Genomic DNA, 26,461 nt, shown 5'->3' with positions numbered 1-26,461 from the left:
GCTGCACGCAGCGGTTGACTAACACCGTATAGACGAATCCGGCAGGCCGATTTTGAAACCGGCGGCCGCACGCGGACCACCGCTCAGGCACGCGCGCCCGCCTGATTTCAAAAAATGACCCGCTCGTTCGTCTTAAAGACGGACGCGCCTGCGCGTGAGGGTGGCGCTCGCGTGTGCCGGGCTCTGCCGTCGTACCCTCCAGGGAGCCAAAGCCGATGAGCAGCCCCGACGACAAAACCGTGATCGTGCAACGGGCGTCCGGACCGGACGGCCAGCAGAACCCCGCCGAAGCGGCGGACGCCGATCGCACAGTCGTCACCCGCCCCGCCGCGCAGGGTTCCAACGCGCAACATGCGCTGCCCGCGGGCACACGGCTCGGCGAGTTCGAGATCGTCGATCTGATTGGCGAAGGCGGCTTCGGTATCGTCTATCTCGCCTACGACACCCAGCTAGGACGTCACGTCGCACTGAAGGAATACATTCCCGCTGCGCTGGCCTCGCGCGTCGGCGCGGCCGAAGTGTCGGTCCGCTCGGAACGTCATGAAGACACCTTTCGCGCCGGCCTGAAAAGCTTCATCAACGAGGCGCGGCTGCTCGCCCGCTTCGATCATCATTCGCTCGTCAAGGTGTACCGGTTCTGGGAGGCCAACGGCACCGCGTACATGGTGATGCCGTACTACGAGGGCGTGACGCTGCGCGACGGCTTGCGCCGCATGAGTGCCCCACCCGATGAAGCATGGCTGCGCGCCATGCTCGCGCCGCTGCTCGAAGCGCTGGCGGTATTGCATGCGGCGCAGTGCTATCACCGCGACATCGCGCCGGACAACATCATGCTGCTCAAGGGCAGCGGCCGCCCCGTGCTGCTGGACTTCGGCGCGGCGCGGCGCGTGATCGGCGACATGACCCAGGCCTTGACGGTGATCCTGAAGCCCGGCTATGCGCCCGTCGAGCAGTATGCCGAAGTGGCGGCCTTGAAACAGGGGCCGTGGACCGATGTGTACGCGCTCGCCGCGGTCATCTATTTCGCGATTCAGGGCAAGACACCGCCGCCGTCGGTCGGCAGACTGATGAGCGACACGTATGTGCCGCTCGCCACGGCGGCGGCCGGCCGCTATAGCGAGCGGTTCCTGCGCGCGATCGACCATGCGCTCGCGGTCCGCCCCGAACAGCGCCCGCAAAGCGTTCAGGCGCTGGCGAACGAACTGGGCATTGCCATCGATACGCGTGATGACGCCGCTGCGGCGATCGAACCCACGACTCGCGCTTCCGTCGAGACAGCGGGTACCAATGCGCCGCGCACAACGACGGCCGCGACAGTCGAGGCGAAGCGCAATGAGCCAGGCACAGCGGCCGTTCCTGCGCCAGGCGGTAGTCAAAAGAAGCGCACGGGCTTGATCGCTGCAGGTGCCGTTTGCGTCGTGGCGCTCGCGGCGGTCGGTACGTGGTTAGCCATGCGTTCGCCACCGGCCGCGAGCCCGGCTGTCACGGCAAGCACGGATGCGCGCGACACGGCTTCGCCGAGGCCAGGCAATGCCGCTCAAAGCCCGGCAGCCGTTGCTGCTGTTGCCCCAGTTGCCCCGGTTGCTCCTGCCTCGCCCGCCACGGTTGCCGCGCCCGCCACACCACCCGCGCAGGCCGACAACCTCGCGCCCTTCACCCCCGCGAGCGAACTCGAGCGAATCGTGACGCTGGCCGATCCATCGATTCAGATCACCGCCACACCGCGCAGCACGTCCGCCACGATCGGCAAGGATTATCTGCAGTTCAAACTCGACAGCAACCGCGCGGGCTACGTGTATGTGTTCATGGTCGATCCGGACGGTCAGTACCTGATGCTGTTTCCGAACGGACTCGATCGCAACAACCGGATCGCCGCCGGTCAGACGCTGTCGTTGCCGCGCGCCAGCTGGCCGATGCTGGCGGGCAACCCGCCTGGTCCCAACCACTTTCTGACGCTGGTATCGACGACGCCGCGCGATTTTTCCGACGGTGGATTGAAGTCCGCGGCGCCGTTCCAGTCATTCCCCGCTGATGCCCAGCAGCAAGCGGCCGCGCGTCGCGGCCCGCGCTACTCGCCGTTCGCGGGCAAGCCGCGTTGCCCGGCTGGCACGGCGGATTGCGCCGGCGCGTTCGGCGCCGCCACGTTCACCATCGATGCCGTCAAGCCGCCAGGCTAGCGCGCGCGACGTTCGCGATGGTCCGCAAGGAGGCCGCATGCAACGGGCTCAGCTTCTCCTGCTCGCGCTGACCGCCACGCTCGCGGCTTGCGCGAGCAACACGCCCGCGACCAGCGTCATCCTGGGGGACACGAGCCATACCGCGACATCGCCGGTCGAGCAGGCGGCGCCGACGGCGCAAGCGTCGCCACCCGCGCCGCCGACGATGCCTGGGCCGATGCCGGCTCCCGTAACGACACACGCGACGGTCTCGGGCACGTCCACCGGCTCCAATAACTCGCGTCCCAAGGCTGCGTTGAGCGGCGGCTTCGCCACGCGCCACGCTTACTACGAGCCGCTCGCTTTCGCTGACCTGCCCGGGTGGGACACGGACGACGTCACCGCGTCGTGGGAAGCGTTTCGCCGAAGTTGCACCGTGCTCGGCGCGCGCAGCGGCTGGTCGGAACCGTGCAATGCCGCGCGAGCGGTGGACGTTGGCGACGTCGCGGCGACCCGGCGATTCTTCGAAACGTATTTCAACGCGTACCAGATCCGCAATCCCGACCGCTCGCTCGACGGTACGATGACCGGCTACTACGAGCCGCTGCTCAATGGCAGCCAGCAGTACGGCGGCGCCTACCTTTATCCCGTCTATGGCACGCCGGCCGACATGCTCTACCTCGACGCGCGGCGCCTGCCGGACCGCGCGCGAGGTGACGTGAGCGCGGCTCGCATCGATGGACGTAACGTGATCCCGCTCAGCGATACGACGAGTGGCGACCTCAAAGGCGTCTACGCGCTGGACCTGCGCGATAGCGTGCCGGATATCCGCGACAAGAAGATTCGACTGCGGCTCGATGGCGGGCGCATCGTGCCGTACTACAGCCGCGCCGAGATCGAGCGCGGCGCACTGAAGGCGCCGATCCTCGCCTATGTCGACGACCCCGTGATGTTGTACTCGATGCAGCTGCAAGGCGCGGGCAAGGTCCGCATGAGCGACGGCTCGATCCGCCGCTTCGCCTATGCGGAACAGAACGGCCGGCCGTTTCTGCCGCCCCTCGCGCACAGCGGCAACGCGACGGCCGGCGCGCGCAAGCTCGTTGTGCGCGGCATGGAGATCGAGGTCGACATCAGCGATGACGGCGCGCCTGCTACGAGCAACGAAGGCAACGCGGCGCCCGCCGACGGTGACGATGACGAACCCACGTCGCCGTTGCTGCGCGGTTTCACCCTGGCGACGACCACGCCAACGACCGCTGGCGGACACGGTGCCGGCAATGCAACTGGCGCCGGAACCGATGCCCATGCGTCGAACCCGCCGAAACCTCATCCCGTGTATGCGGTTTCAGATCCGAGCTATGTGTTTTTTCGTGTGATCCCCGATTCACCGAACGGTCCGCTGGGGGCGTTGGGCGTGCCGTTGTCCGCGGGCCGCTCGGTGGCCGTCGATCCGCGCACCACGCCGCTCGGCGCGCCGGTATTCGTGTCCACGCGTGACGACCCTCAGGCACCCGGCGCGATCAACCGCCTGATGCTCGCGCAGGATTCGGGCGGTGCGATTCAGGGCGCCGTCAGAGCCGACTACTTCTACGGCTTCGGTCAAACCGCGCAGACCCAGGCGAGCCGCACCAAAGAGCGGCTGCGCATGTGGGTGCTGCTGCCCAAGGGATTGCGCATCGCCGCTCAGCAGACGTCGTTGAAAACGCGCGGCGGCGGGCCTGCCGCGTCTGATGCGGATTGTCTGGTCAGCGATCCGGTGCTGTGTGTGGACGATGCGCCGTAGACGTCAGGCGGAAAGTGGGCGACCCCTCGCCCAGGGGCATGAAATTTGCGGGAGCCGCGTCAACGCATCCAGACAAGGAGACCGACATGGACACGCGGCAAATCGAAGAGCTCCGTCCCACACAAATGACCCACGGCGCGCGGGAGGTCCGCGAAAAAGCCCACCAATACCGGTCCCTGAGCAGCCATGAGCTGGAGATGGCGATCGCCGAAAAGCCGATACCGGTCGTCTGCGGACCCAACGGCATACCGTTCGCGATCGATCATCACCATGTGGCGGCGGCGCTGTGGCAGGTGGGCGTGCGATCGGTTCCGGTCGTGCTGGTGCGGGATCTTTCGTCGTACACGTGGGCGTCGTTCTGGCTCAGCATGGAAAACCAACGATGGACCTTTCCGTATGACGCGCAAGGCGTGCGCCGGTCGTTTGCCGAATTGGCGGAGCACGTGTGGGAAATGAAGGACGATGAATACCGAAGCCTCGCGGCAGCGGTGCGCGATGCCGGCGGCTATGAAAAGACCAGTGTCCCGCTGGAAGAATTTCGCTGGGCAGACTTCTTTCGCGCGACGTTGCCGCGGCCCGACAGCGACGAAAAGTTCACAGCTTTGCTCAAGGAAGCCTTGAAGCTGGCCAGGAGCGACTCTGCATTGGGGCTACCGGGCTATCTCGGTCGCACGGATTGAGTCGGCGGCCCACTTAATCGTGGGCCGCACCGCCCGCCGGCACAAGAAACTGATCCATCAACGAGATCTTCAACGGCTTGTCCGCATCGAGCTTCTTCTTCCCGATCACATACTTCCAACCATCCCCGCTACCCGGATTGCGATAGAACGCGACGACCGCCACATAGTTCGTGTCGGCCCGCATCGGTTGCGACAGGCTTGCCGACGCACCGGGATTCAGCACCGATGCCATGCTCGCCTGCAACTCCTGCGCGAGCACCGTGCGGTCGTTCTTGAGCAGATCCTCGTACGACGCCCCATCGAACATCTTGCGGTCCTTCAGCTGATACACACGCACCGCGACCGATGTCGCACGACCAGCATCGTCGGGGTTCAGCGCTTCGCGCGCGGACAGATCGATGTCGAGCACCTTGATCTGCTTGAAAAACACCGCGTGATAAGCGCTCGACGACGCGTCCGATACGGATTGCCATGCGCCGCATGCCGACAGCAGCGCGACGGACGCAAGGGTGGAAACGGTAAAACGAAGGTTCGTCAATGGTCCTTTCGGCGCGTCGTTCATGACGCGGCATGAGTCAGGTACGGATTGGCGGCGGGCTTCGGAAGCGCCCGATAGACCCCGAGTGCGACCTCGATCAGGCGTTCGTTCACGGCAGGCAGCACGGTCGTCCAGCCGAGGCGCGGCGCGGGTCCGGCCGATCCGGCAGCGACCCGGCCACGCGAGTTGATCGACGGCAGCGGCGCGAGGCGCGACGACATTGCCATCCGCAGATGCACGTCGGCCTTCAGCCCGACATACAACTGCACGAACGCCATCAACTCGCGATGCAGCCACGCACCCGGCAACAGATCGTGCGCCTGCGTGGCATGGGCCGGCCGCAACGTCACGCGTACCGCGCGACGGCGATACGCAAGCCGCTTGCCGAGCACATAGCCGCCGCCGAGGCCGCGACGCGCGCCCTCGTTCACCGCGCCGGCACGAGCGGCCGACGACGTCAGCGGCTGCGGCTCGCCCGCGCGCGCGAGCGCGGGAAAGAACTCATCGACGCGCACGTCCGCGCCGGGCACTGCGAGCGCGATCACGCCCGCGAGCCCTTCAGGTGTGCGCGTTCGCTGGATCAGCAGACCGAGCAGCGCGAGCATCCGCGAATCGGACAAGCCGGCGCGTTGCGGCTTGTCGCCCCAGCCAAAGCCGGCGAGGCACAACAGATTGCGCGAATGCGCATCGCTGCCGCCGGCGCGAAAGCTCTCCGGATAGCGGTACTTCTTCCACGCCCGATACAGCAGCGTGACGAAACGATGATTGAACTGATCGAGAAAGGCCTCGACCGCTTCGTGCCCTTCCTCGCGCATCACGATCTCGTCGATCATGTGCGACGGCATCGCCGCGTCGACGCCGTAAAGACCCATGAACGTCGTGCGCACGGTCGGCGCCGCGGCACTGACCAGGGAATCCGGATCAGCAGCGAATTCGACTGCGACATTTGTTCACAGTTGCTCGGCGAGTAACTCGCTATAGTGGGCAAGGTCGATCACGGGTCCGATCGACCTTCCCAGACAGGCATTGAGTCTGTCCTTCGGCAGCCTCGATCACGCCTCGTGTTCGAGGCTTTTTTCCTTGCTGCCCCGTTAGCAAGCGATCACGTGGCCAGTATCTGTTCCGCTTGCTTTTTCACCCGCATTTCATACAGCCGACATAAATCGCGAGCTAAACGTGCTCTTTTCGTGCGGATGTGGCAGTGCATTACCGAGCGCCCGCAATGTCGACTGACAAAAAAAATCCCGCACAGGGGGGCGGGATAAAAACAACAGGACGCTGAGGAGACGAGCACGCCCTGCCTGGGACCCACACGCACCGCGGGGATACGCGTGGTTATTTCGACGCTCGCCACGACCGACAACCGTAGTCGACGGTCAACGATCGCGAGCGCTTTGAAATGCCGGGACCGCCCGGGCACCCCTGCTCGCGATCACGCCTGCCGCGTGGCACCGCGGCGCCGAGCGCCCCGTGTGGAACTCAGGCCGCCTTGCGCGCGAACCCGTCGCCCATCACGCTCACCACGTCGTCGACGACCCGAGTGGCGGCCGCGAATCCAGCCGCCAGCACTTCCCGCAGATCGGTCGACGAACGACCGGGCACCGAAACTACCCGGAAAGCGGTCGACCACTCGCCGCCGATCAGCCGCGTCTTCAACGTGACGCTCGCCACGTACGCGCGCCGCGCCGTGGCGCCGCCGACATGGGTGGACATATCGGTCGCGCGCAACGCGTTGACCACGATGTCGAATCCCCGATAACGATAGGTTTGCTCCATGCTCTTCTCCGTCTTCACCCATTGCGACACAACAGCATTTCGCCATGTATCGATGCTGCATCATTCTCGACTCGCGTTTGTCAACAATTGTCATATCCCGGGCGATTCCCGGTTAGGGCTTTCCCTGCTCTCGACCTGCCAATTCCTGCGTCAACCATGCTCAATGACGAGCAAAACAGTTTTACTGTGAGATTAGATATCTGCTTTACAGATTTTGGAACAATGAATCACAAGGCTCCATGCAATGTGAAGTCATCGGACCGGCAAATTCGGATTACAGATTCATACCGTTTATTCAGATTCGATTGAATAGGCTTGATGAATCAAGCCCCACGAACCATCTCGAAATAGAAAGCCATATCCCAAAATAAAGACCGGAACTCATCCGGCGCTTCAGTAGTCCGAACACTGCCATTGCCCATCGTGGCGCCCTCTGGCGAGCCTGGCTCCGCCCGGTTCGCCGTCATCCGCTCGTGGTCCGATAAAAAGTACGCTGCGTCTGGCCGCATCGTCCGCTGCGTTTGAATAAAGCGTCCGTCCCTGTACGTCGCTCGATCGCCAGCGGCAAAGATCGTGTCATTACAGACCGCAGATCGCTTATCGGATTGAATGAGCCTGAATAAGGAATTGCTGGTGAAACATCTCGCTGGTCCAATATCGCAATTGTGTCGGCATTCTCTGCCTGCCTCTTTTATGCCTTGTCGCGCGAGTTGCCTCGGTGCCACCCTGATCACGCGTTCGCGTCGCCGCGAAGCGGGGGAGCGTGCACGATGAGCGTCTTCCAGATTGCCGGTGCGCTGTTCGCCATCGTCGCGCTGTTCGGCGTCCTCAATTATCGATTCATCAGGTTGCCCGACACGCTCGGCATCACCGCGGTGGGGCTCGTCGTCTGCGTCGGCATTTCTGCGCTCGGGTTCTACTATCCGGCGATGGCGATCGCCGCGCGCAAGATCGTCGTGCAGATCGATTTTGCCGACATCGTGTTTCACGGCCTGCTAAGTCTGCTGCTGTTCGCCGGCGCGCTGCACGTCGATCTGTCGAAGATGCGCACGCAGCGGCGCGCGGTGCTGATGCTCGCGACGATCGGCGTATTGATTTCGATCGCGGTGGTCGGCTTCGGCTTTTACTACGCGGCGCAATGGCTCGGCCAGCCGGTGAGCCTGCCGTGGTGTCTCGTGTTCGGCGCGCTGATCTCGCCGACCGATCCGATCGCGGTACTCAGCGTGCTCAAGCGCGCGGCGGCGCCCGAAAGCCTCGAAACCAAGATTACCGGCGAATCGCTGTTCAACGACGGCACGGCCGTCGTCGCATTCGTCACGCTAGTCGGACTCGCGACCGGCGCGAACGAGTTTTCCGCGAACGCGATCGCATTCGATCTGCTGCGCGAAGTCGCCGGAGCGCTCGTGCTCGGCGCGGCGCTCGGCTTCGGCGCGTCGCTGCTGCTGCGAGGTATCGACAGCTATCCAGTCGAAATCCTGATCACACTCGCACTCGCGACCGGCGGCTATAGTCTCGCGGAAGCGCTGCACGTGTCAGCGCCTCTCGCGGTCGTGATCATGGGGCTCGTGATCGGCAATCACGGCGCGTCGACGTCGATGTCGGAGAAGACGCGCGAGCATCTGTTCAACTTCTGGGACCTGCTCGACGAGTTGCTCAATCTCGTGCTGTTCGGGCTGATCGGACTCGAAATCATTGCGCTGTCGCTGCGCGTCGAGATCGTTTGGCTCGGGCTCGCGGCGATTCCGGTCGTGCTGTTCGCGCGCGGCGTCAGCGTCGCGATTCCGCTGCTCGCGCTGCAGAACTTCCGGCGGCTCAGTCCGCATTCGGCTGTCGTGCTGACGTGGGGCGGACTGCGCGGCGGCATCTCGATTGCGCTCGCGCTGTCGCTGCCGGAGTTTCACGGACGCGAAATGTTCATCGGCGTCACGTATCTCGTCGTGGTATTCAGCCTACTGATTCAGGCGACCACATTGGGCCCGCTGATCCGTCGGCTCAATATCCCGGCCGCTCACGCAACCCGGCCGGCCCCGCCGGACTCATCGCCTGCACAAAATGCGCGCTAATCGTAAAGTGGATACCTACGCCGATCTGCACCGCGAGGTTGGTGAGAAAATCCAAACACGATCCGGGACCGGCGCGAGCGGCTCTCGCGTCGAATTCGACATTGGATTGGAGCGCCCGATTTAAGCGTTTTCTGAGCAGTGCCGCCGCGATTCTGACCCGGGGCGGCGCACCAGCAGGCGAGACCGATGGCGAGTCGAACCGCCGCCGTCTCCCTCCGGCCACGGTTCACGCCGCGGCCCTGGCTCGGACTTCAACGAGTCCGCCGCCAGTTTCTGGCTTACTTTCCGCCAGTTTCCGGACCGTCGCGCCTGTCGCGGCGCCGGGCATTTGGCCGTCAATGCCGGTTCTCCCACATACCTGGCAGGCGCGGTTTGTCATCCTGTCGATTCAGGCGTCCGAAGGAGTTCGCCATGTCGGTCTATGTCGATGAAGGGTTCCGGCCCTGTGTGACGGAATGCGCGACGGTCGCGTTCCGCGTGTGCTGCGACGATCGTGCGCAGATTTTTGAAGTCAGCGCCGACGCGCTGGTCGAGTTCTGTGGCGCCGTGAGCCGTCGCAGGCAGGACCTGTTGGTCGCGTTCGAGGATGCGCAGGACGAGATCCTCTCCGTAGCCGCGCAGCGATGGCAGTTCACGCCGAGCGAGCCGGTGCGGCTCGGTCTCGACGAATTCAAATTGGTCAGACATTAGGCGCGAGAAACGCCTTCATGAGCTGGATCGCCGCCCTGCCGATGTACAACGTGACACCCGCGCTCGACCTCGAATGGCGCGAGTGGCTCGACGACGTGCTGCGCCGGGTCAAGCCCGCGTGCCGCATCGTCGAACCGGACGAGGAACTGCACGGCTTCTGGCGGCGCCCGAATCTGCTGATTTCCCAGACCTGCGGTTATCCGCTGATGCAGGGGCTGCACGCGCAGGTGCAATTGGTCGCGACACCCTGCTTCGATGCACCCGGCTGCGACGGCGCGCATTACTCGAGCGTACTGGTCACGCGCGCCGACGCGCGCTTCGACTCACTCGCCTCGTGCCGAGGCGCACGCGCCGCCTACAACCAGGACGATTCGAACAGCGGCATGAACGCATTTCGTCACGCGGTCGCGCCGCTCGCGCGCGCCGGCATGTTCTTCGGCGCGGTGCTGCGCACGGGCTCGCATCTCGGCTCGCTGCGCGCGGTCGCGGACAATCGCGCGGACGTCGCCGCGATCGACTGCGTGACCTTCGCCTTCGTTTGCGACGTGCTGCCGGATCTCGCGGGGCGCGTGCGCGCGATCGGCATGACCGCCGCCTCGCCGGGCTTGCCGCTGATCGCCGCGGCCAATGTGCCGCCGGCCACGATCGCCGCGTTGCGCGACGCGTTGAACGAGGCGCTGAGCGTCCGCCCCGAGCGCGCAAAACGCCTGCGTTTAAGGGGTTTTTCGACGTTGCCGCTGACCGACTACGCGCGCATCGGCGAGTTGGAAAGCGAAGCGCGCGCCGCGGGCTACGCGCGGCTCGCTTGATTCACCTACTCGCTCATCTGCCACTCGACGCGCTTATTCACCCGCCTGCTGCACCTCCAGCACCAGCAGTTGCGCGCCGTCGGTGACCTGATCGCCGACCGCATACAGCACCTCGGCGACCGTGCCCGCCGCCGGGGCGCCGATCGTATGCTCCATCTTCATCGCTTCCATCACGATCAGCGGCGCGCCCTTCTCGACCACCGCGCCTGGTTCGACCAGCACCGCGATCACTTTGCCCGGCATCGGCGCGGTCAGACGGCCTTCGCCGTGTTCGGCATCCGCGGCATGCGCGAGCAGGTTCTGCCATTCGAATGCGAGCGTCTCGCCATGGCAGAACACGTGGAACCTGTCGCCGTCGACGAATACACGCCCCGTCACGCGCGCATCGCCGATCGTCGCGCGCAATTCATGGGCGCCCGCGCCGACCGACCACGTGAAGTCCTCGCGCACGCCGTCGTGTTCGAGTGTTTGCACGAGCGCTTGCGTGTCCCCACTGCGCGCGAAGACGACCGTGAACGCGTCGGGGCTGTCGTCGTTGGCGCCGTCGTCGATCACGCGCCAGCCGAGCGTTTGCGTGTAGCCGCTATTGAGCCGCCAGTGCGACAACGCGTCCCACGGCGACGCGCCGTGCGCGGTGCCGCCCTCGCGCGTCAACAACGCGGCGCACGCGAGCGCGAGCGCTTCCTTGAACGGCTTCTGTGCCGGCGCGAACAGTACGTCGTGGTGGCGCTCGATCAAACCGGTGTCAAGTTCGCCGCTCGCGAACGGTTCGCTCGCGACGATGCGCCGCAGAAACTCGACGTTCGTGTGCGGCCCGACCACCTCGCAGGCATGCAGCGCACGCGCGAGGCGCGCCAATGCCTCCTCGCGCGTCGCGCCGTGCACGATCAGCTTGGCGATCATCGGATCGTAGAACGGCGTGATCGTGTCACCCTCGCGCACGCCGCTGTCGATACGCACCGGCGCCTTGCGGCCCGGCTCGCCGAGTCCGGCCGCGTCGATCGCGAACTCGACGCCTTCGGGCATGCGCAGATGCTTGAGCGTGCCGGTGGACGGCAGGAAGCCGCGCGCCGGATGCTCTGCGTAGATGCGCGCCTCGATCGCGTGGCCGTCGAGCTTCAACTGCTGCTGGGTGAGCGGCAAACTCTCGCCCGCGGCAACGCGCAACTGCCATTCGACGAGGTCCTGCCCCGTCACCATCTCGGTGACGGGATGCTCGACCTGCAGCCGCGTGTTCATCTCCATGAAATAGAACTCGCCGGTCGGCGTCATGATGAACTCGACCGTACCCGCGCCAACGTAGTTGACCGCGCGCGCGGCGGCCACGGCCGCTTCGCCCATCGCCCGCTTGACCTCGGCCGGGAGCCCCGGCGCGGGCGCTTCCTCGAGCACTTTCTGATGACGCCGCTGCACCGAACAGTCGCGGTCGAATAGATAAACGGCGCCGCCGTGCCGATCGGCGAACACCTGGACCTCGACGTGACGCGGCCGGGTCAGATACTTCTCGATCAGCACGCGATCGTTGCCGAAGCTGCTCGCCGCCTCTCGCTTGCACGACAGCAGCGCGGCCGCGAAGTCCGCACCGCGCTCGACCACGCGCATGCCCTTGCCGCCGCCGCCCGCGCTCGCCTTCAGCAGCACCGGATAGCCGATCGTGTCCGCCTCGCGCTGCAACAGCTGCGGCTCCTGGTCGTCGCCGTGATAGCCGGGCACGAGCGGCACCGCGGCCGCGTGCATCAGCGCTTTCGCGGCGGCCTTCGAGCCCATCGCGGCAATCGCTTCGACCGGCGGTCCGATAAAGACGATGCCGGCCGCCTCGCACGCATGCGCGAAGTCTTCGTTTTCCGAAAGAAAGCCGTAGCCCGGATGCACGGCCTGCGCGCCGCTCGCGCGCGCGGCTTCGATGATCCGCTCGATGCGCAGATAGCTTTGCGCCGCCGTCGAACCGCCGATATGCACCGCTTCGTCGCAGGCGGCGACGTGTTTCGCGTTGGCGTCGGCGTCCGAATAGACGGCCACGCTCGCGATGCCGAGCCGCTTGCAGGTCGCCGCGACGCGGCACGCAATTTCACCCCGGTTGGCGATCAGGATCTTGTTGAACATGAGTGTCTCGATGAAATGGGCGGTACGGGGCGATGGTTGTTAGCGGGGCATGTCAGTTGCGCCAGCCCGGCGTGCGCTTTTCGAGGAACGACGCCACGCCTTCGCGGCCCTCTGCGCCGGCCCGCGTTTTCGCAATCCGCACGGCGGTGTCCTCGATCAGCGCGTCGCTCAACTCGCGGCCCGCGATGTCCTGCACGAGCCGCTTGCACGCGCGCACCGCTTGCGGGCCGTTCGCGCACAGCGTCTGCGCGAGCTGCGCGACCGTTGCATCGAGCTGCTCGGCGCTCACCGCTTCGCTGACCAATCCCAGCCGCAACGCGGTCGCGCAGTCGAACGCCTCGGCGGTGAGGAAGTAGCGCCGCGACGCCTGCTCGCCGAGCGCACGAATCACGTATGGCGCGATCGTCGCGGGAATCAGCCCGAGCCGCGCCTCGGACAGGCAGAAGTGTGCGCTGTCGACCGCGACGACGATGTCGCACGCGGCAATCAGGCCCATGCCGCCCGCGTATGCGTCGCCGCTCACGCGCGCGATCACCGGCTTGTTGCAGCGATATACCGCCGACAGCATGCCGGCGAGCCGCATCGCATCGGCGCGGTTCTCGTCGTCCGAGTAGCCGGCCATTTTCTTCATCCAGTTCAGGTCGGCGCCCGCGCAGAACGCCTTGCCGTTCGCGGCGAGCACCACCGCGCGCACGTCGTCGTGCGTGTCGAGCGCGGTGAATGCGGCAGTCAGCTCGACGATCATCGTTTCATTGAACGCGTTGCGCACGTCCGGACGATTGAGCGCGACCGTCGCGATCTCGCCGGCAACCTCGACCTTCAGCGTTTCGTATTGCATGCGTAGCACTCCTTTGCCTTACGCGGTCGCATCGCGGTGACGCGGGCCATCACATTCTGAACACGCCGAAACGCGTGTCTTCGATCGGCGCGTTCATCGCCGCCGACAAACCCAGCCCAAGCACGTCGCGAGTTTGCGCGGGGTCGATCACGCCGTCGTCCCACAACCGCGCGCTCGCGTAGTACGGATGGCCCTGACGCTCGTATTGCTCGCGGATCGGCTGCTTGAACGCCTCTTCTTCCTCCGCGCTCCAGTTGCCGCCCTTCGCTTCGATGCCGTCGCGCTTGACGGTGGCGAGCACCGACGCGGCCTGCTCGCCGCCCATCACCGAGATGCGCGCGTTCGGCCACATCCACAGGAAGCGCGGCGAATACGCGCGGCCGCACATGCCGTAGTTGCCCGCGCCGAACGAGCCGCCGATGATCACCGTGAACTTCGGCACCTTCGCGGTCGCGACCGCGGTGACCATCTTCGCGCCGTTCCTCGCAATGCCTTCGTTTTCGTACTTGCGGCCGACCATGAAGCCGGTGATGTTCTGCAGGAACACGAGCGGAATCTTGCGCTGGCAGCACAGCTCGATGAAGTGCGTGCCCTTCAGCGCCGACTCGGAAAACAGAATGCCGTTGTTCGCGACGATGCCGACCGGGTGCCCCCAGATATGCGCGAAGCCGGTGACGAGTGTGGTGCCGTAGCGGGCCTTGAATTCGTCGAACGCGGAATCGTCGACGATACGCGCGATCACTTCGCGGATATCGAACGGCTTGCGCGTGTCGACCGGAATCACGCCGTAGATGCTCTGGGTGTCGTAGCGCGGCGGCTTCGGCTCCTGCAATACGAGCGGCGCCGGCTTCACGCGGTTCAGATGGCCGACGATGCTGCGCGCGATCCCGAGCGCATGCGCATCGTTCTGCGCAAGATGATCGACGACGCCCGACAGACGCGTATGCACGTCGCCGCCGCCGAGATCTTCGGCGCTGACCACTTCGCCGGTCGCGGCTTTGACGAGCGGTGGGCCGCCGAGAAAAATCGTCCCCTGGTTCTTGACGATGATCGACTCGTCGCTCATCGCCGGCACATACGCGCCGCCCGCGGTGCACGAGCCCATCACGACCGCGATCTGCGGAATACCCGCGGCCGACAGATTCGCCTGGTTGTAGAAGATGCGGCCGAAGTGATCGCGATCGGGAAATACGTCGTCCTGATTCGGCAGATTCGCGCCACCCGAGTCGACGAGGTACACGCACGGCAAGCGGTTTTCGCTGGCGATTTCCTGCGCGCGCACGTGCTTCTTCACGGTGACCGGATAGTAGGTGCCGCCCTTCACGGTCGCGTCGTTGCAGACGATCACGCACTCCTGTCCCGCGATCCGGCCGATGCCGGTGATCACGCCGGCGCCCGGTGCGTCGTCGTTATACATGCCGTACGCGGCGAGTTGCGACAGTTCGAGAAACGGCGTGCCCGGATCGAGCAGTTGCGCGATCCGCTCGCGCGGCAGCAGCTTGCCGCGGCTCGTGTGCTTGTCGCGCGCGGCCTGGCCGCCGCCCTGCGCGAGTTGCTCGATCTTCGCGCGCAGATCGGCGACGAGCGCTTCGAGCGCCGCCGCGTTCGCGCGAAAGTCGTCCGAGCGTGGGTTCAGTTTCGATTCGATGATCGGCATGACGTCGCTTCTCCAAAGTGCGGCGTATTGAGGGGGCACACGCGCGCTTGCATCACAGCGTTTCGGCAAACAGCTCCCGGCCGATCAGCATGCGACGAATCTCGCTCGTGCCCGCGCCAATTTCATAGAGCTTCGCATCGCGCCACAGACGACCGACCGGATACTCGTTGATATAGCCATTGCCGCCGAGAATCTGGATCGCCTCGCCAGCCATCCAGGTCGCCTTTTCGGCCGTGTACAGAATCACGCCCGCGCAGTCCTTGCGGACCTGGCGCACATGGTCGTTGCCGAGCGTGTCGAGTTGGCGGCCCACCGCGTACAGATACGCGCGGCATGCCTGCAGCGTCGTGTACAGATCGGCGACCTTGCCCTGGATCAGCTGGAATTCGCCGATCGACTGGCCGAACTGCTTGCGGTCGTGGATATACGGCACGACCGCGTCCATCACCGCGACCATGATGCCGGTCGGGCCGCCCGCGAGCACCGCGCGTTCGTAGTCGAGACCGCTCATCAGCACTTTGACGCCGCCGTTCAATGCCCCAAGGATATTTTCCTCCGGCACTTCGACGTCCTGGAACACCAGCTCGCCGGTGTGCGAGCCGCGCATGCCGAGCTTGTCGAGCTTCTGCGCGACCGAGAACCCCTTCATGCCCTTCTCGACGATGAACGCGGTGATGCCGCGCGAATTCGCTTCGGGATCGGTCTTTGCATAGACGACCAGGGTGTCGCAGTCGGGGCCGTTGGTGATCCACATCTTGGTGCCGTTCAGCACGTAACGATCGCCCTTCTTCTGGGCCCGCAGCTTCATGCTGACCACGTCCGAGCCCGCGTTCGGCTCGCTCATCGCGAGCGCGCCGACGTGCTCGCCCGACACGAGCTTCGGCAGATACTTGCGCTTCTGCGCGTCGGTGCCGTTGCGATGAATCTGGTTCACGCACAGGTTCGAATGCGCGCCGTACGACAGGCCAACCGATGCCGACGCACGCGAAATTTCCTCCATCGCGACCATGTGCGCGGTATAGCCCATGTTCGCGCCGCCGTACTCTTCGGAAACCGTCATGCCGAGCACGCCGAGGTCGCCGAACTTGCGCCACATGTCCATCGGGAACTGATCGGTGCGATCGATTTCCCCGGCGCGCGGCGCGATTTCTTTGGCGGCGAACGACGCAATGCTGTCGCGCAGCATTTCGATCTCTTCGCCGAGCGGGAACTGCAAACCGGGCAGATTGGGCATTGCGGTGTCTCCTGAGTTCATGGGCGGCCGCTGGTGGAACGCGAAGCGGCACGCGAAAGCATGTCAACGCGCATTTCACGCCAGATTACCGTAAGCGTCAATAGGTGTTTTTGAGTGTTACTCAGAAATTTACAAATCCGCATGAGCCGGCCGATTCGGTGCTACGATCGCGTTCATCTGGCACAGACGCGGCGTTCAAACGCCAGCCCGAGCCCCAATCCGCATCACAAATCTGAATTTTACTCATATGACGGTTGCCGAGAAGGCCGGATTACCTGTCTCGCGTCGCCAGCCGGCCGGGCGCAAGTCGCAGCAGCGCGTGAAGGAGATTCTTCAGGCGGGGCGCGACGTGTTCTCCGAAAAGGGCTACGAACGCGCGACGACCGCGGAAATCGCGCAGCGCCTGGGCGTTTCCGAGGCGACGGTGTTCAGCTACTTTCGCGGCAAGCGCGAGTTGTGCGCTCGTGTCATCGGCGATTGGTACGACGAGATCATCGACGCGATCGAAGCGGGCCTGCCGCGCGACGGCAACGTGCGCCAGCAGTTCGCGTTCATCGTGCGCATGCATCTGCGGCTGATGCTCGTGAATGGCACCGATCTGTGCGCGCTCGTGCTGTCCGAAGGCCGCACGCGGCATCACGAACTGAGCGAAGCGCTGACCGAACTGCAGCGCCGCTACACCGCGCCGTTGATGCGCGTGCTCGCGCAAGGCCAGCAAAGCGGCGAGATTCGCTCCGACATGCCGCTGCGCCTGTTGCGCTCGATGGTGTTCGGCCCGATGGAGCATGTGCTGTGGGACGCGACGCTGACGAACCGGCAGATCGATATCGACGCCACCGCCGATCAACTGATCGACGTGCTGTGGGTCGCGCTGACGCCGCCCGACCTCGCGCTCGGCGCGTTGCAGCGCTTTCGCGTGGAAGTGGCCGCAGCGAGCCGTCGTTTCGACGAAGCCAGCGCCGCGCGCCGCGAGAAAAGCGGCTAATCTACGAGCTTTCCCGCCGCAGCCCGAAGGAGAGCCCAAGTGCCCGCAGCGACAAGCGCGAAGAAAAGCAACAAGCGAAGCGAGAAGTCTGGCGAAGAACGCGGCGACAAACCGAAAGCCGCAAAGAAAGCGCCAACGAAAAAATCAACCGAAACGTCGTCCGGATCCACGTCCGCCGCGCGCATTCGCATCGGCATCGGCGGCTGGACCTATGCGCCGTGGCGCGGGCCGTTTTATCCGGAAGACCTGACGCAAAGCCGCGAACTCGAATATGCGAGCCGGCATCTGACGTCGATCGAAATCAACGGCACGTTCTACGGTTTGCAGAAACCGGCCAGCTATGAGAAGTGGTATCAGGAGACGCCCGACGATTTCGTGTTCTCGCTAAAGGCGCCGCGTTACGCGACCAACCGCAAGCTGCTCGCCGAAGCAGGCGACACGATCGAGCGATTCTTCGCAAGCGGGGTGCTGCTGCTCAAGCAGAAGCTCGGGCCCATCAACTGGCAGTTCGCGCCGACCAAAAAATTCGACGCCGACGATTTCGAGGCCTTTCTGAAGCTGCTGCCCGCGAGCATCGAAGGACAGAAGCTGCGGCACGCAGTCGAGGTTCGTCACGAGTCGTTCAGGACACCGGAACTCATCGCGCTGGCGCGCAAGTACAAGGTCGCGGTCGTGCTCGCGGCCGACAGCGAGTATCCGCAGATCGCCGACATCACCGCGCCGTTCATCTACGCGCGCATCATGGGCACGAGCGAAAACCAAGCCAATGGCTATTCGACGAAAGCGCTCGACGCATGGGCCGAACGCGCGCGCCAGTTCGCCGCGGGCATCACGCCCGACGATCTCGAGACCTGCGCGGAGCCGCCCGCGAAAGCCGCCACGCGCGACGTCTATCTATATGTGATCAGCGGCTTCAAGGAGCGCAATCCGGCCGCCGCGATGGCGTTGCTCAAGAAGCTCTGAATCCGCCGCGCCGCCTGCCCGCCGGTCCACCTGCCATGAGGCCGGCGCCGGTGTCATAATCGCGCCAGCGCATCCGTGCGCGGTCGCGTCGGCTTCGCGTCAAGCCCGACGCAAGACCTTGCGTCAAACCTCGCCCGAGGCACGCAGCAACCCAACCCGCACGGTCCACGTCAAACCCACGCGGCGCCCGCACGCCCTCATCGCGGCGGCGCTCGCATAATCAGGCGGCAAGGCCGCCTCATCAACCGATTGCGGAGAACATCTTGAGCGCCCTCGACAATCCCCTGCACGATCAGGAAGTCGGCTCGGCCGACGCCACCCAGGACACCACGCGCATCGACGACGTGCGCATCGGCGCGGTCCGTCCGCTGATTTCCCCCGCGCTGCTGCAGGACGAACTGCCGGTGCCGCCCGCGGTGCAGTCGCTGGTCGAGAATACTCGCGTCGAAATCGCCGACATTCTGCACAGCCGCGACGACCGGCTCGTGCTGATCGTCGGCCCCTGTTCGATTCACGACCACGACCAGGCGATCGAATACGCGCGCAAGCTGAAGGCCGCCGCCGATCACTATCGGGACGATCTGCTGATCGTGATGCGCGTGTACTTCGAGAAACCGCGCACGACGGTGGGCTGGAAAGGCTACATCAACGATCCGCGTCTGGACGGCAGCTTCCGCATTAACGAAGGCCTGCGTCTCGCCCGGCAATTGCTGCTCGACATCAACGGTCTGGGCCTGCCCACGGCGACCGAGTTTCTCGACCTGTTGAGCCCGCAATACATCGCCGATCTGATCGCGTGGGGTGCGATCGGCGCGCGCACGACCGAGAGCCAGAGTCATCGCCAGCTCGCGTCGGGCCTGAGCTGCCCGATCGGCTTCAAGAACGGCACCGACGGCGGCGTGCAGATCGCCGCCGACGCGATCGTCGCGGCTCGTGCGAGCCACGCGTTCATGGGCATGACGAAAATGGGCATGGCCGCGATCTTCGAAACGCGCGGCAACGACGACGCGCACGTGATCCTGCGCGGCGGCAAGAAAGGGCCGAACTACGACAGCGCGTCGGTGCAGGCGACCTGTGAAGCGCTGAGTTCAGCGGGTCTGCGCGAGCAGGTGATGATCGACTGCTCGCATGCGAACTCGAACAAATCGCACTTGCGGCAGATAGAGGTCGCGGACGATATCGCGCGGCAACTGTCGGAGCGCGAGCGCCGCATCATCGGTGTGATGCTCGAAAGTCATCTGGAAGAAGGCCGTCAGGATCTGAAGGCCGGTGTGCCGTTGCGTTACGGCGTGTCGATCACGGATGCCTGCGTGAGCTGGGCGCAGACCGAGCCGGTGCTCGCCACGCTCGCCGAGGCAACCCGCAAGCGTCGCGCGGGCTGACAGGGCAACGCACGGACCGCCCGATCGCGATGGCCGCGGCGGGTCCGCTTTAGACTCGATCGAAGCCGGTCGAGCCCAGGAACGTCTGGCTCAAGGAGCCAGACACACGCGCCGCACCAGTTGCCGGCGAATCGCCTGGCCGGGCTGGGCAGCGCGTGATCCTCACGCCCGACGCATCACTCACGCGCGCCTCACAGCGGGGCTGCGGCGCGCATCGCGAATGCTCCGGCGTGAAGCGCCTTGCTTACGACGCGTTGACGGCTTCCTTGAACGCCTTGCCTGCGGTGAACTTCACCGTCTTGGCCGCGGCGATCTGGATCTCTTCGCCCGTCGACGGATTGCGCCCCACGCGTGCCGCGCGCGCGCCGGTCGAGAACGAACCGAAACCGACCAGTTGCACCGTATCGCCGCTCACCACGGCCTTGGTCACTGCCTCGACGATCGCGTCAATGGTCTGGCCGGTTGCCGCTTTGCTTTCGCCCGTCGCTGCGGCGACTGCATCAATCAGTTCCTGTTTGTTCATAGCACTTCCCGTATGGTAATCATGGAACCGGCGCCCTCTGAGGCGCCGGGACCGACACACTAACGCATAGGCGCACGTTCGCGCAAACCCTTGGTGTAAGGCTTGTATCAAGGCGGAGGCGCCGGTTTGACGTTTTTGCGCCCCAAACTGCCATAAGAATCGCGAGCTTATGCGCGCGCGCCGCCTCATGAGCGTTCGCCGCGCATCACAATCCGTTGCAATTTCAGTACTTTAGGTCGCGTTACGCGATCCCGCGCCGGCTTCCCGATGACGATAGCCCTTTTCGCGATGCGCGGGCGCGCCATTTGCGCCACATGTCACAAGTTAACTATCGGCAAGACATAAAGAAGTGAGAATTCGCCACTTTGCAACATGCGCGCTGCTCGCCGCGTTGTCGTCGGCGGCGGCCGCGGCCGACGACAACGCGTGCGCGACCCTCGTCGGTGCGACGAACTCCAGCGCCGCGCGGAGCTTTTCGCTACGCGACGGCGAACCGGTCGACTTCGTTGGCGGCGGAAAAACCGTGCACGGCAAGCTGCTCGTGTTCAGCGACGGCGACGTGTTTCGCGCGTACTGGCAGCCGGATGACAGCCCGGAAGAATACGTGCTCGCGAACGCTGGCGCCGACGCGGTCCGGCTCGTCGCGGCCGCGCCGCGTGGCACGCCCGCGCCGGCCGGCCAGCCCGGCACCGCCATGCGGCCGCAGCGGGTGCTGTCGTGCCCCACGCTTTGAGCATGCGCGAAGGCCGCCTTTTGCTCGAGTCTCGCGATCGGCATCCGGCACAAACGTCTGGTTCCAGCGCCGCCAACACGCGCCGCCAGGTAGTACTTACCGCCCGACCATCCGTAAGCGCGCAGCAGGTTCACGGACCCTTGACTGCGATGCTCCGTTACCCCTTTGAGCGCTCAAGTTAATCAGCCTCGCGCCGATATAAACAGCTGCGTTTAACGCGCAAACGTTAAAGGGATGGCGATGGCTTGGCTTGCGAGATTGAAGAGGGTACTGTCGGTCGCCGAGGGTGACCGGGAGCTGATGCGTGCGCAGTTGCACGCGTTCCGCCGCCAGATACCGCTTCTCTACTTCATCCTGCTCGTCAACACGGCGGCGGTGGCGGCGACGCATCTGGACAGCGCGCCGGCCTGGCTGTCGATGTATGTGCCCGGCACGCTCGGCGCGCTGTGTGTGTTTCGCTGCGTGCGCTGGTGGCGCAAACGCAACCATAAGATGACGGACGCTCAGGCTGTCCGCGAATTGCGCAGCGTGACATGGATCGTCGGCGTGTTCGGCGTCGCGTTCAGCGGCTGGTCGGTGCTGCTGTTTCCGTATGGCACCGCCTACCAGCAGGGGCAGGTCGCGTTCTATATGGCGACGACGCTGGTCGGCAGCATGTTCTGCCTGATCCATCTGCGCAAGCCCGCGCTTCTGCTGCTTTGCATCGTCAGCCTGAGTTTCTCCGGCTTCCTCGTGTCGAGCGGCTCGCCGGTGTTCTTCGCGATGGCCGTCGACATGGCGCTGGTCGGCGTCGCGCTCGCGGTGGTCATCCAGCTTTACTGGCGCACGTTTGCAGACGCGGTGCACGCGCAACGCGAACTGCAGGCAAGCCAGCACAACACCCAACGGCTCAGCGACGACAACTACCGGCTCGCCAGCATCGACAGTCTGACCGGCCTGCCGAACCGGCGCAGTTTCTTCGCGGCGCTGAGCGCGATATCGGAGCAGGCGCTCGAAACCGGTGGCGGCTTCAACGTCGGCCTCATCGATCTGGACGGCTTCAAGCAGGTCAACGACATTTACGGTCACGCAAGCGGCGACCTCGTGCTGCAGGAAGTCGGCACACGGCTCGTGTCGATCGGCGAAACGGGCCTGATGTTCGCGCGTCTGGGCGGCGATGAATTCGGCGTGCTCGTGCGCCACAAGGTGTCGAACGAAGCGCTGGTCGAGTTGGGGCTGCGTATCTGCGATGCGCTCAGCCAGCCTTATCAAGTCGCCGACAATGTCGCGGAGCTGTCGGGCACGATCGGCTGGGCCGCGTTTCCCGACGCGGGCTCGACGGTCGCGCAGGTGTTCGAACGCGCCGACGCCGCGCTCTATGTCGGCAAGGAAAACCGCCGCGGCATGCCGGTGATTTTCTCGACCGAACATGAAACGCAGATGCGGCGTCTAAGCCTCGTCACGCAGGAGCTGCGCCATGCGGACCTCGAAGCGGAACTGTTCCTCGAGTTCCAGCCGATTTACGATCTGCTCACGCGCCGGCCGATCGGCCTCGAAGCGCTCGGTCGATGGCACAACGCGCGGCTCGGCATGGTCAGGCCGGAGGAATTCATTCGGATTGCAGAGCGGACCGAGCTGATCCTCGGCATCACCGACGTGCTGCTGCGCCAGGCGCTCGCCGAGGTCGCGCACTGGCCCGCCGATCTGTATCTGTCGTTCAACCTGTCCGCGATCGATATCTCGACGTCGGCGCGCGCGCCGCCTGATCGACATTGTCGCGGCAAGCGGCGTGTCGCCGCATCGCGTGACGTTCGAAATGACCGAAACCGCGTTGACGCGCGATTTCGAGCAGGCGCACAGCGCGATGACGATGCTGAAGCAGGCCGGCTGCCGGCTGTCGCTCGACGATTTCGGCACCGGCTATTCGAGCCTCAGCTACGTGCATCGGCTGCCATTCGACGCGATCAAGATCGACCGCAGCTTCGTGAGCGACGTCGATACCAACAGCGCCTCGAAGAAGATCATCAAATCCGTGATCGACCTATGCCGCAACCTCGGGCACGAATGCGTGGTCGAAGGACTCGAAACACCGTTGCAGGCCCAGGTCGTGAAGGCGCTCGGCGCGCGCGCGGTGCAGGGCTATCTGTTCAGCCTGCCGATGCGGGCGAGCGCGGTCGGCACGTTTCTGTGGACCGCGCTCGCCCAGAGCCACGCGGCGCAGACGCATTCGTAGCGCTCGATCGCTCCATGGCAGCGCCGCTCAATACGCGAGCTTCGGATACCAGTCGGTGCCACGGCCGCCCGGCGTCATGTCGAGGATCGTCCACAACGGCATCGGATCGGGCGCGCCGCGCGGGTCCTGTCCGGGGTCCGACGTCGACGGCCCCATCTCCTCGGCCCAGAAGTGCCGCACGACGCCGCCCGTGCGCGTGAATACGTTCAGCGCGGGAAGGTCGTCGCCGGCGGGATCTTCGGCCGCGTAATCGCGATTGAACGTGTTGCCGCCCGACGAATACAGCCGCAGATGCCGCCAGCCGCGCTCCTGCCTGAACGCGACGAGCCTGTCGATCGGCGAGCGGCCGATCACCGCGAACGCGACGCGCTGCAGGATATCGGGCATTTCGCCGTCCCACGCGCTCAGTAGCGACGTGCACATCGGGCACGGCCGCGCGCGTTGCGGTCCGAACATCCAGTTGTAGGTCACGAGCGTGTCTTGTATTACGCATTAGTTAAGGGTATTGACATCACACGAAATTAGGTTCACGGTATGGACGTATTGACATGAACGCACATACGGACTCGGCCTCAATTGTTCGACGGCATGACCGGGTTGGAAACATCTTTCTCGTTGGGGCAAGCGCCGCAGGCGCGCGTCAGGTTCGAGTGTGTGCAACTGAGGAACCGCCGAAGGCGGCTGTCCACACCCTTGCGGTGTGGACAGCTCAGTTGTGCATACGGGGATCGCCAGACCAGCGGATCCGTTCGTGAAGCCGTCCAGGATCAGAAGCACGCAGATCATGAAACGGAAGACTGAGCCCGCCGGGCGCTGCAGATGGATCCCTCGGCCGTTTTTCGCTGATTCCGGACGAATGTCCATCATCAAGCGCGTGCGACAGAGGTAACGATACCCATCCCCTGGGTGACATAGAGGAGGCTGATATGGCGCGACTCGAGTCCGTTCAGTTGAAGCCACATCGCGCATTGATTGAAAGCTCCGGCGTTCGTTGGACACCACTTCCCAAAAAGAAGGCGGAGATGCGCCTTCCGATGATCTTCTGGAATTCCGGGGCACCGTGGAGGGAGGCCAATGTCTGGGCACTCGAAAGCGCAACCACCGGCGAGATTGACATCCGCACTGTGCAATCTCGGGCGAGCGCCTTGTTGGCATACGCGAACTGGTTGGAGTCGACAGGCACAGATTGGTGGGAATTTCCGATGCATCGGGCGAAACGCTGCCTCGTTCGGTATCGGGGCGAACTGATCCGATGTCGCAAAGCCGGACGTCTCGCGCCGTCAACCACGTCGCATCGAATGCAGGTCGCGATCCAGTTTTATCGGTGGCTTCGAGATAGCGGATTGCTGTCAATTTCGTGGCCCATGTGGGAGGAGCGCGTTGTGGGAATCCACCTCAAAGATCCTCTCGGATTTGAGCGTACGATTAGTGTCAAAACTACGGATTTGAGTATCCCGAACCGGAGCATACCTGGAACAAGGCTTGAGGACGGCCTGCTTCCCATTCGTGCAGTCGATCGCGATGCGGCTCTTCAATTCGCTGATAGACGTGCCTCTGAAGAACTGTTCCTTATGCTAACGCTCGGTTTTTTTACGGGCATGCGAATCGGAACGATCGCCGACCTTAAGGTTCAGACGCTGGATAATGCAGTGCCGAATCCCGCTGCTCCAGGCTTTTATCAACTTTCAGTCGGCCCCGCGACCGACCCGCCGGTCGCCACAAAGTTCGGCGTGACAGGGCAGATTCCAATCTGCGAGACGCATCTCAATCGGCTCCGAGACTATGCGTCCAGTATGCGGCGGCTGAAACGAGAGGCGAAGGCGTCGAGATTAAACAAGGATCTGGTTTTTCTGACACGGTATGGCAATCCATATTGCCAGCGGGGATCTCATAACAGCAATGCCATAAACGTTGAGATGGCCGCATTCAGAAAAATTTCGGTAGCCAACGGCATAGGCGCAATGCGCGATTTTCACTTTCATCAAAGCCGCTGTACTTTTGCCACCGAGCTCGCGCGCCTAGCCATTCGCCTCGGTGGTTCGCTCTTTGCCGTCTCAATGGTCATGGAAGCATTGCTTCACAAGAACGAATCAACTGCCCTGGATTACGTGAAATTCGTCGAGAAATCTAAAATCAAGGAAGAAGTTGGAAATGCATTCGATCGGGAGTTCCTCGGGCTGCTACGCGCACGTCAGGAGAACAACAATGCGCAAACTGAAAATCCCTGACCTGACGTTTCCCAGCGCAATATTTACGGATCGGCAGATTCCGTGGGACCTCCAATATATGCTTTATCCGAACGCTGCACGCCTTTCGCCACGCGAGTTTAGTCGGATCGACAAGCGTTTGCTGGGCCCTATCATTATGGAACGGCTGCCATTGGTCCTGAAACTTAAGGAGTTGCTAGAAGAGCAGTTGGTGGTGGGGACAAGCCAAAGAACCGTCCAAACGTACCTTTACTGCCTCCGGTACTTTTACCGTTGGGCAGACGATATAGGTAGGTCACCCACCCTCGCATCGGCCCGGGTCGATTTTCTTGACTGGACTGAGTATCTCTTGCAGCAACGTGCTACCGGCGTACTTGGTCGCACTTTCTACCCGTACGCGGCTAACGTAGGACACGTGTTCGAACTGCTATTAGACACTCCTGTCAGGCTCTTGAGGCAAAGTCGCATTCGACGTCGAGACGCAGTACGAACGAGCTCCGTTTTGGGCAGGGACGCCGACAAACAGAACATTTCTGAGTCATTCGCCTTCGGCCACATGTTGCTCGATCTGTCAGATGCACTGACTGTCGAAGCGATCGAGGGTACGTTGCCTGTCCGTATCCCGTTCCGGACCGGACGGCTACTTGAGGAGTGGTGCGGATTTGTTCCATTGGACAGCATGAGATTCTTGTCGGCCGCGCCGTACCTGCAACGCGCGTCTCTCGAAAAGAGGAAATTTAATCCAGACGCTCCCCTCCTCAGAACTAGACGTGCTTTAGCGAACCTCAGGACTGAAGCTGAGCTCCTAATATTTATCGCATGCACTGGAATGAATCTCGCACAAGCTCGTGCGCTGAAAGCTGGGCGCTTTGCCTATGCCAGTCATCACGACGGTTATCAAGTGCGCCGCATTTTCAAGGACCGGCGCAAGGGCGAAGTTGAGTTTGATATCTATCGAGAATATCGCGAGCATCTTGATTGCTATCTAGTATGGCGTCAAAAGATGTTTCCGGGCGACGACCGGCTATTCCCGCCAGGGCTTCCGCATGAAGGCCCCCATGAATCAAGGCTGAGAGCAGAAAAGGTTGTTGTAAACATTTGCTGGCTCAGGTTTACTCTCGATTTTTGC

18 protein-coding genes and 4 pseudogenes are annotated in these 26,461 nt (G+C 63.8%); 13 read left to right on the top strand and 9 right to left on the bottom strand.

The features are described 5' to 3' along the window. Nucleotides 1-215: 215 nt before the first annotated feature. From HDG37_RS32040 to HDG37_RS32030, 3 genes are all read left to right on the top strand, one after another. On the top strand, nt 216-2,177 hold the full coding sequence (locus tag HDG37_RS32040) for a serine/threonine-protein kinase (RefSeq protein WP_184054668.1): 1,962 nt from the start codon (nt 216-218) through the stop codon (nt 2,175-2,177). 37 nt (nt 2,178-2,214) lie between these two features. Then, entirely contained in the window at nt 2,215-3,939 is a 1,725-nt protein-coding gene (locus tag HDG37_RS32035; RefSeq protein ID WP_184054666.1) for a murein transglycosylase A, read from the top strand. Nucleotides 3,940-4,025: 86 nt separating this feature from the next. Next, the gene (locus tag HDG37_RS32030) at nt 4,026-4,619 is read left to right on the top strand and encodes a ParB-like protein (protein ID WP_184054664.1); all 594 of its coding nucleotides are present in this window, start codon (nt 4,026-4,028) and stop codon (nt 4,617-4,619) included. Nucleotides 4,620-4,632: 13 nt separating this feature from the next. Here HDG37_RS32030 and tssJ read toward each other — a convergent pair whose 3' ends face one another. The 3 genes and pseudogenes from tssJ to HDG37_RS32015 all read right to left on the bottom strand — a co-directional run bounded on the left by tssJ (nt 4,633) and on the right by HDG37_RS32015 (nt 6,933). Then, on the bottom strand, nt 4,633-5,157 hold the full coding sequence (gene tssJ / locus HDG37_RS32025; protein WP_311541693.1) for a type VI secretion system lipoprotein TssJ: 525 nt from the start codon (nt 5,155-5,157) through the stop codon (nt 4,633-4,635). 20 nt (nt 5,158-5,177) lie between these two features. After that, nucleotides 5,178-6,056, bottom strand: a pseudogene (gene tssG, locus HDG37_RS32020) (type VI secretion system baseplate subunit TssG); the annotation flags it as partial. 580 nt (nt 6,057-6,636) lie between these two features. Further along, entirely contained in the window at nt 6,637-6,933 is a 297-nt protein-coding gene (locus tag HDG37_RS32015) for a hypothetical protein (protein ID WP_184054661.1), read from the bottom strand. A 770-nt stretch (nt 6,934-7,703) separates the two neighbouring features. Between HDG37_RS32015 and HDG37_RS32010 the strand changes: the two genes are divergently transcribed. The 3 genes from HDG37_RS32010 (at nt 7,704) to HDG37_RS32000 (ending at nt 10,495) form a co-directional block, all read left to right on the top strand. Beyond that, on the top strand, nt 7,704-8,996 hold the full coding sequence (locus tag HDG37_RS32010; RefSeq protein ID WP_184054659.1) for a sodium:proton antiporter: 1,293 nt from the start codon (nt 7,704-7,706) through the stop codon (nt 8,994-8,996). Nucleotides 8,997-9,407: 411 nt separating this feature from the next. Next, nucleotides 9,408-9,686, top strand: a complete 279-nt coding sequence (locus HDG37_RS32005) for a DUF1488 family protein (RefSeq protein ID WP_184054657.1) — start codon at nt 9,408-9,410, stop codon at nt 9,684-9,686. A 17-nt stretch (nt 9,687-9,703) separates the two neighbouring features. Further along, nucleotides 9,704-10,495 (top strand): phosphate/phosphite/phosphonate ABC transporter substrate-binding protein, encoded by a 792-nt coding sequence (locus HDG37_RS32000; RefSeq protein WP_184054655.1) that lies wholly within the window; start codon nt 9,704-9,706, stop codon nt 10,493-10,495. Between the two features lie 33 nt (nt 10,496-10,528). Here HDG37_RS32000 and HDG37_RS31995 read toward each other — a convergent pair whose 3' ends face one another. From HDG37_RS31995 to HDG37_RS31980, 4 genes are read right to left on the bottom strand one after another with little or no spacing between them, the layout of a single operon-like run. Further along, nucleotides 10,529-12,598: an acetyl/propionyl/methylcrotonyl-CoA carboxylase subunit alpha gene (locus HDG37_RS31995; protein WP_184054653.1), complete on the bottom strand. Its 2,070-nt coding sequence runs from the start codon at nt 12,596-12,598 to the stop codon at nt 10,529-10,531. 52 nt (nt 12,599-12,650) lie between these two features. Beyond that, on the bottom strand, nt 12,651-13,436 hold the full coding sequence (locus HDG37_RS31990) for an enoyl-CoA hydratase/isomerase family protein (protein WP_184054652.1): 786 nt from the start codon (nt 13,434-13,436) through the stop codon (nt 12,651-12,653). Nucleotides 13,437-13,485: 49 nt separating this feature from the next. Next, on the bottom strand, nt 13,486-15,093 hold the full coding sequence (locus tag HDG37_RS31985; protein WP_184054650.1) for a carboxyl transferase domain-containing protein: 1,608 nt from the start codon (nt 15,091-15,093) through the stop codon (nt 13,486-13,488). A gap of 52 nt (nt 15,094-15,145) precedes the next feature. Next, nucleotides 15,146-16,327 carry an isovaleryl-CoA dehydrogenase gene (locus tag HDG37_RS31980; RefSeq protein WP_184054648.1) on the bottom strand — a complete coding sequence of 394 codons (1,182 nt, stop codon included), beginning with the start codon at nt 16,325-16,327 and terminating at the stop codon, nt 15,146-15,148. A 247-nt stretch (nt 16,328-16,574) separates the two neighbouring features. On the opposite strand from HDG37_RS31980, the gene HDG37_RS31975 reads away from it, so the two are divergent. From HDG37_RS31975 to HDG37_RS31965, 3 genes are all read left to right on the top strand, one after another. After that, nucleotides 16,575-17,312, top strand: coding sequence for a TetR/AcrR family transcriptional regulator (locus HDG37_RS31975; RefSeq protein ID WP_184032146.1), 738 nt, complete (start codon nt 16,575-16,577; stop codon nt 17,310-17,312). Nucleotides 17,313-17,351: 39 nt separating this feature from the next. Further along, nucleotides 17,352-18,275 carry a DUF72 domain-containing protein gene (locus tag HDG37_RS31970; protein ID WP_184054646.1) on the top strand — a complete coding sequence of 308 codons (924 nt, stop codon included), beginning with the start codon at nt 17,352-17,354 and terminating at the stop codon, nt 18,273-18,275. 263 nt (nt 18,276-18,538) lie between these two features. Then, a complete protein-coding gene (locus tag HDG37_RS31965) occupies nt 18,539-19,657 on the top strand; it encodes a 3-deoxy-7-phosphoheptulonate synthase (RefSeq protein ID WP_311541690.1) in 1,119 nt (372 codons plus the stop codon). 244 nt (nt 19,658-19,901) lie between these two features. Here HDG37_RS31965 and HDG37_RS31960 read toward each other — a convergent pair whose 3' ends face one another. Beyond that, nucleotides 19,902-20,180, bottom strand: a complete 279-nt coding sequence (locus HDG37_RS31960; protein ID WP_013092091.1) for an HU family DNA-binding protein — start codon at nt 20,178-20,180, stop codon at nt 19,902-19,904. A 349-nt stretch (nt 20,181-20,529) separates the two neighbouring features. On the opposite strand from HDG37_RS31960, the gene HDG37_RS31955 reads away from it, so the two are divergent. After that, entirely contained in the window at nt 20,530-20,913 is a 384-nt protein-coding gene (locus HDG37_RS31955) for a hypothetical protein (protein ID WP_184054644.1), read from the top strand. A gap of 240 nt (nt 20,914-21,153) precedes the next feature. Next, nucleotides 21,154-23,125: pseudogene (locus HDG37_RS31950) on the top strand (putative bifunctional diguanylate cyclase/phosphodiesterase). A 27-nt stretch (nt 23,126-23,152) separates the two neighbouring features. On the opposite strand, the pseudogene HDG37_RS31945 reads toward HDG37_RS31950, so the two are convergent. Beyond that, nucleotides 23,153-23,605: pseudogene (locus HDG37_RS31945) on the bottom strand (DUF899 family protein); the annotation flags it as partial. A 446-nt stretch (nt 23,606-24,051) separates the two neighbouring features. Between HDG37_RS31945 and HDG37_RS31940 the strand changes: the two are divergent. Together HDG37_RS31940 and HDG37_RS38880 are read left to right on the top strand one after the other, a co-directional pair. Further along, nucleotides 24,052-25,353 carry a site-specific integrase gene (locus HDG37_RS31940; protein WP_184054642.1) on the top strand — a complete coding sequence of 434 codons (1,302 nt, stop codon included), beginning with the start codon at nt 24,052-24,054 and terminating at the stop codon, nt 25,351-25,353. An 808-nt stretch (nt 25,354-26,161) separates the two neighbouring features. Then, a pseudogene (locus HDG37_RS38880) lies at nt 26,162-26,461 on the top strand (hypothetical protein); the annotation flags it as partial.

Origin of the sequence: Paraburkholderia sp. MM5384-R2 (assembly GCF_014201025.1) — a bacterium.
GTDB lineage: Bacteria > Pseudomonadota > Gammaproteobacteria > Burkholderiales > Burkholderiaceae > Paraburkholderia > Paraburkholderia tuberum.
The sequence above is the reverse complement of the archived record's forward strand: the minus strand, read 5'-3'. Positions and strand labels throughout refer to the sequence as shown.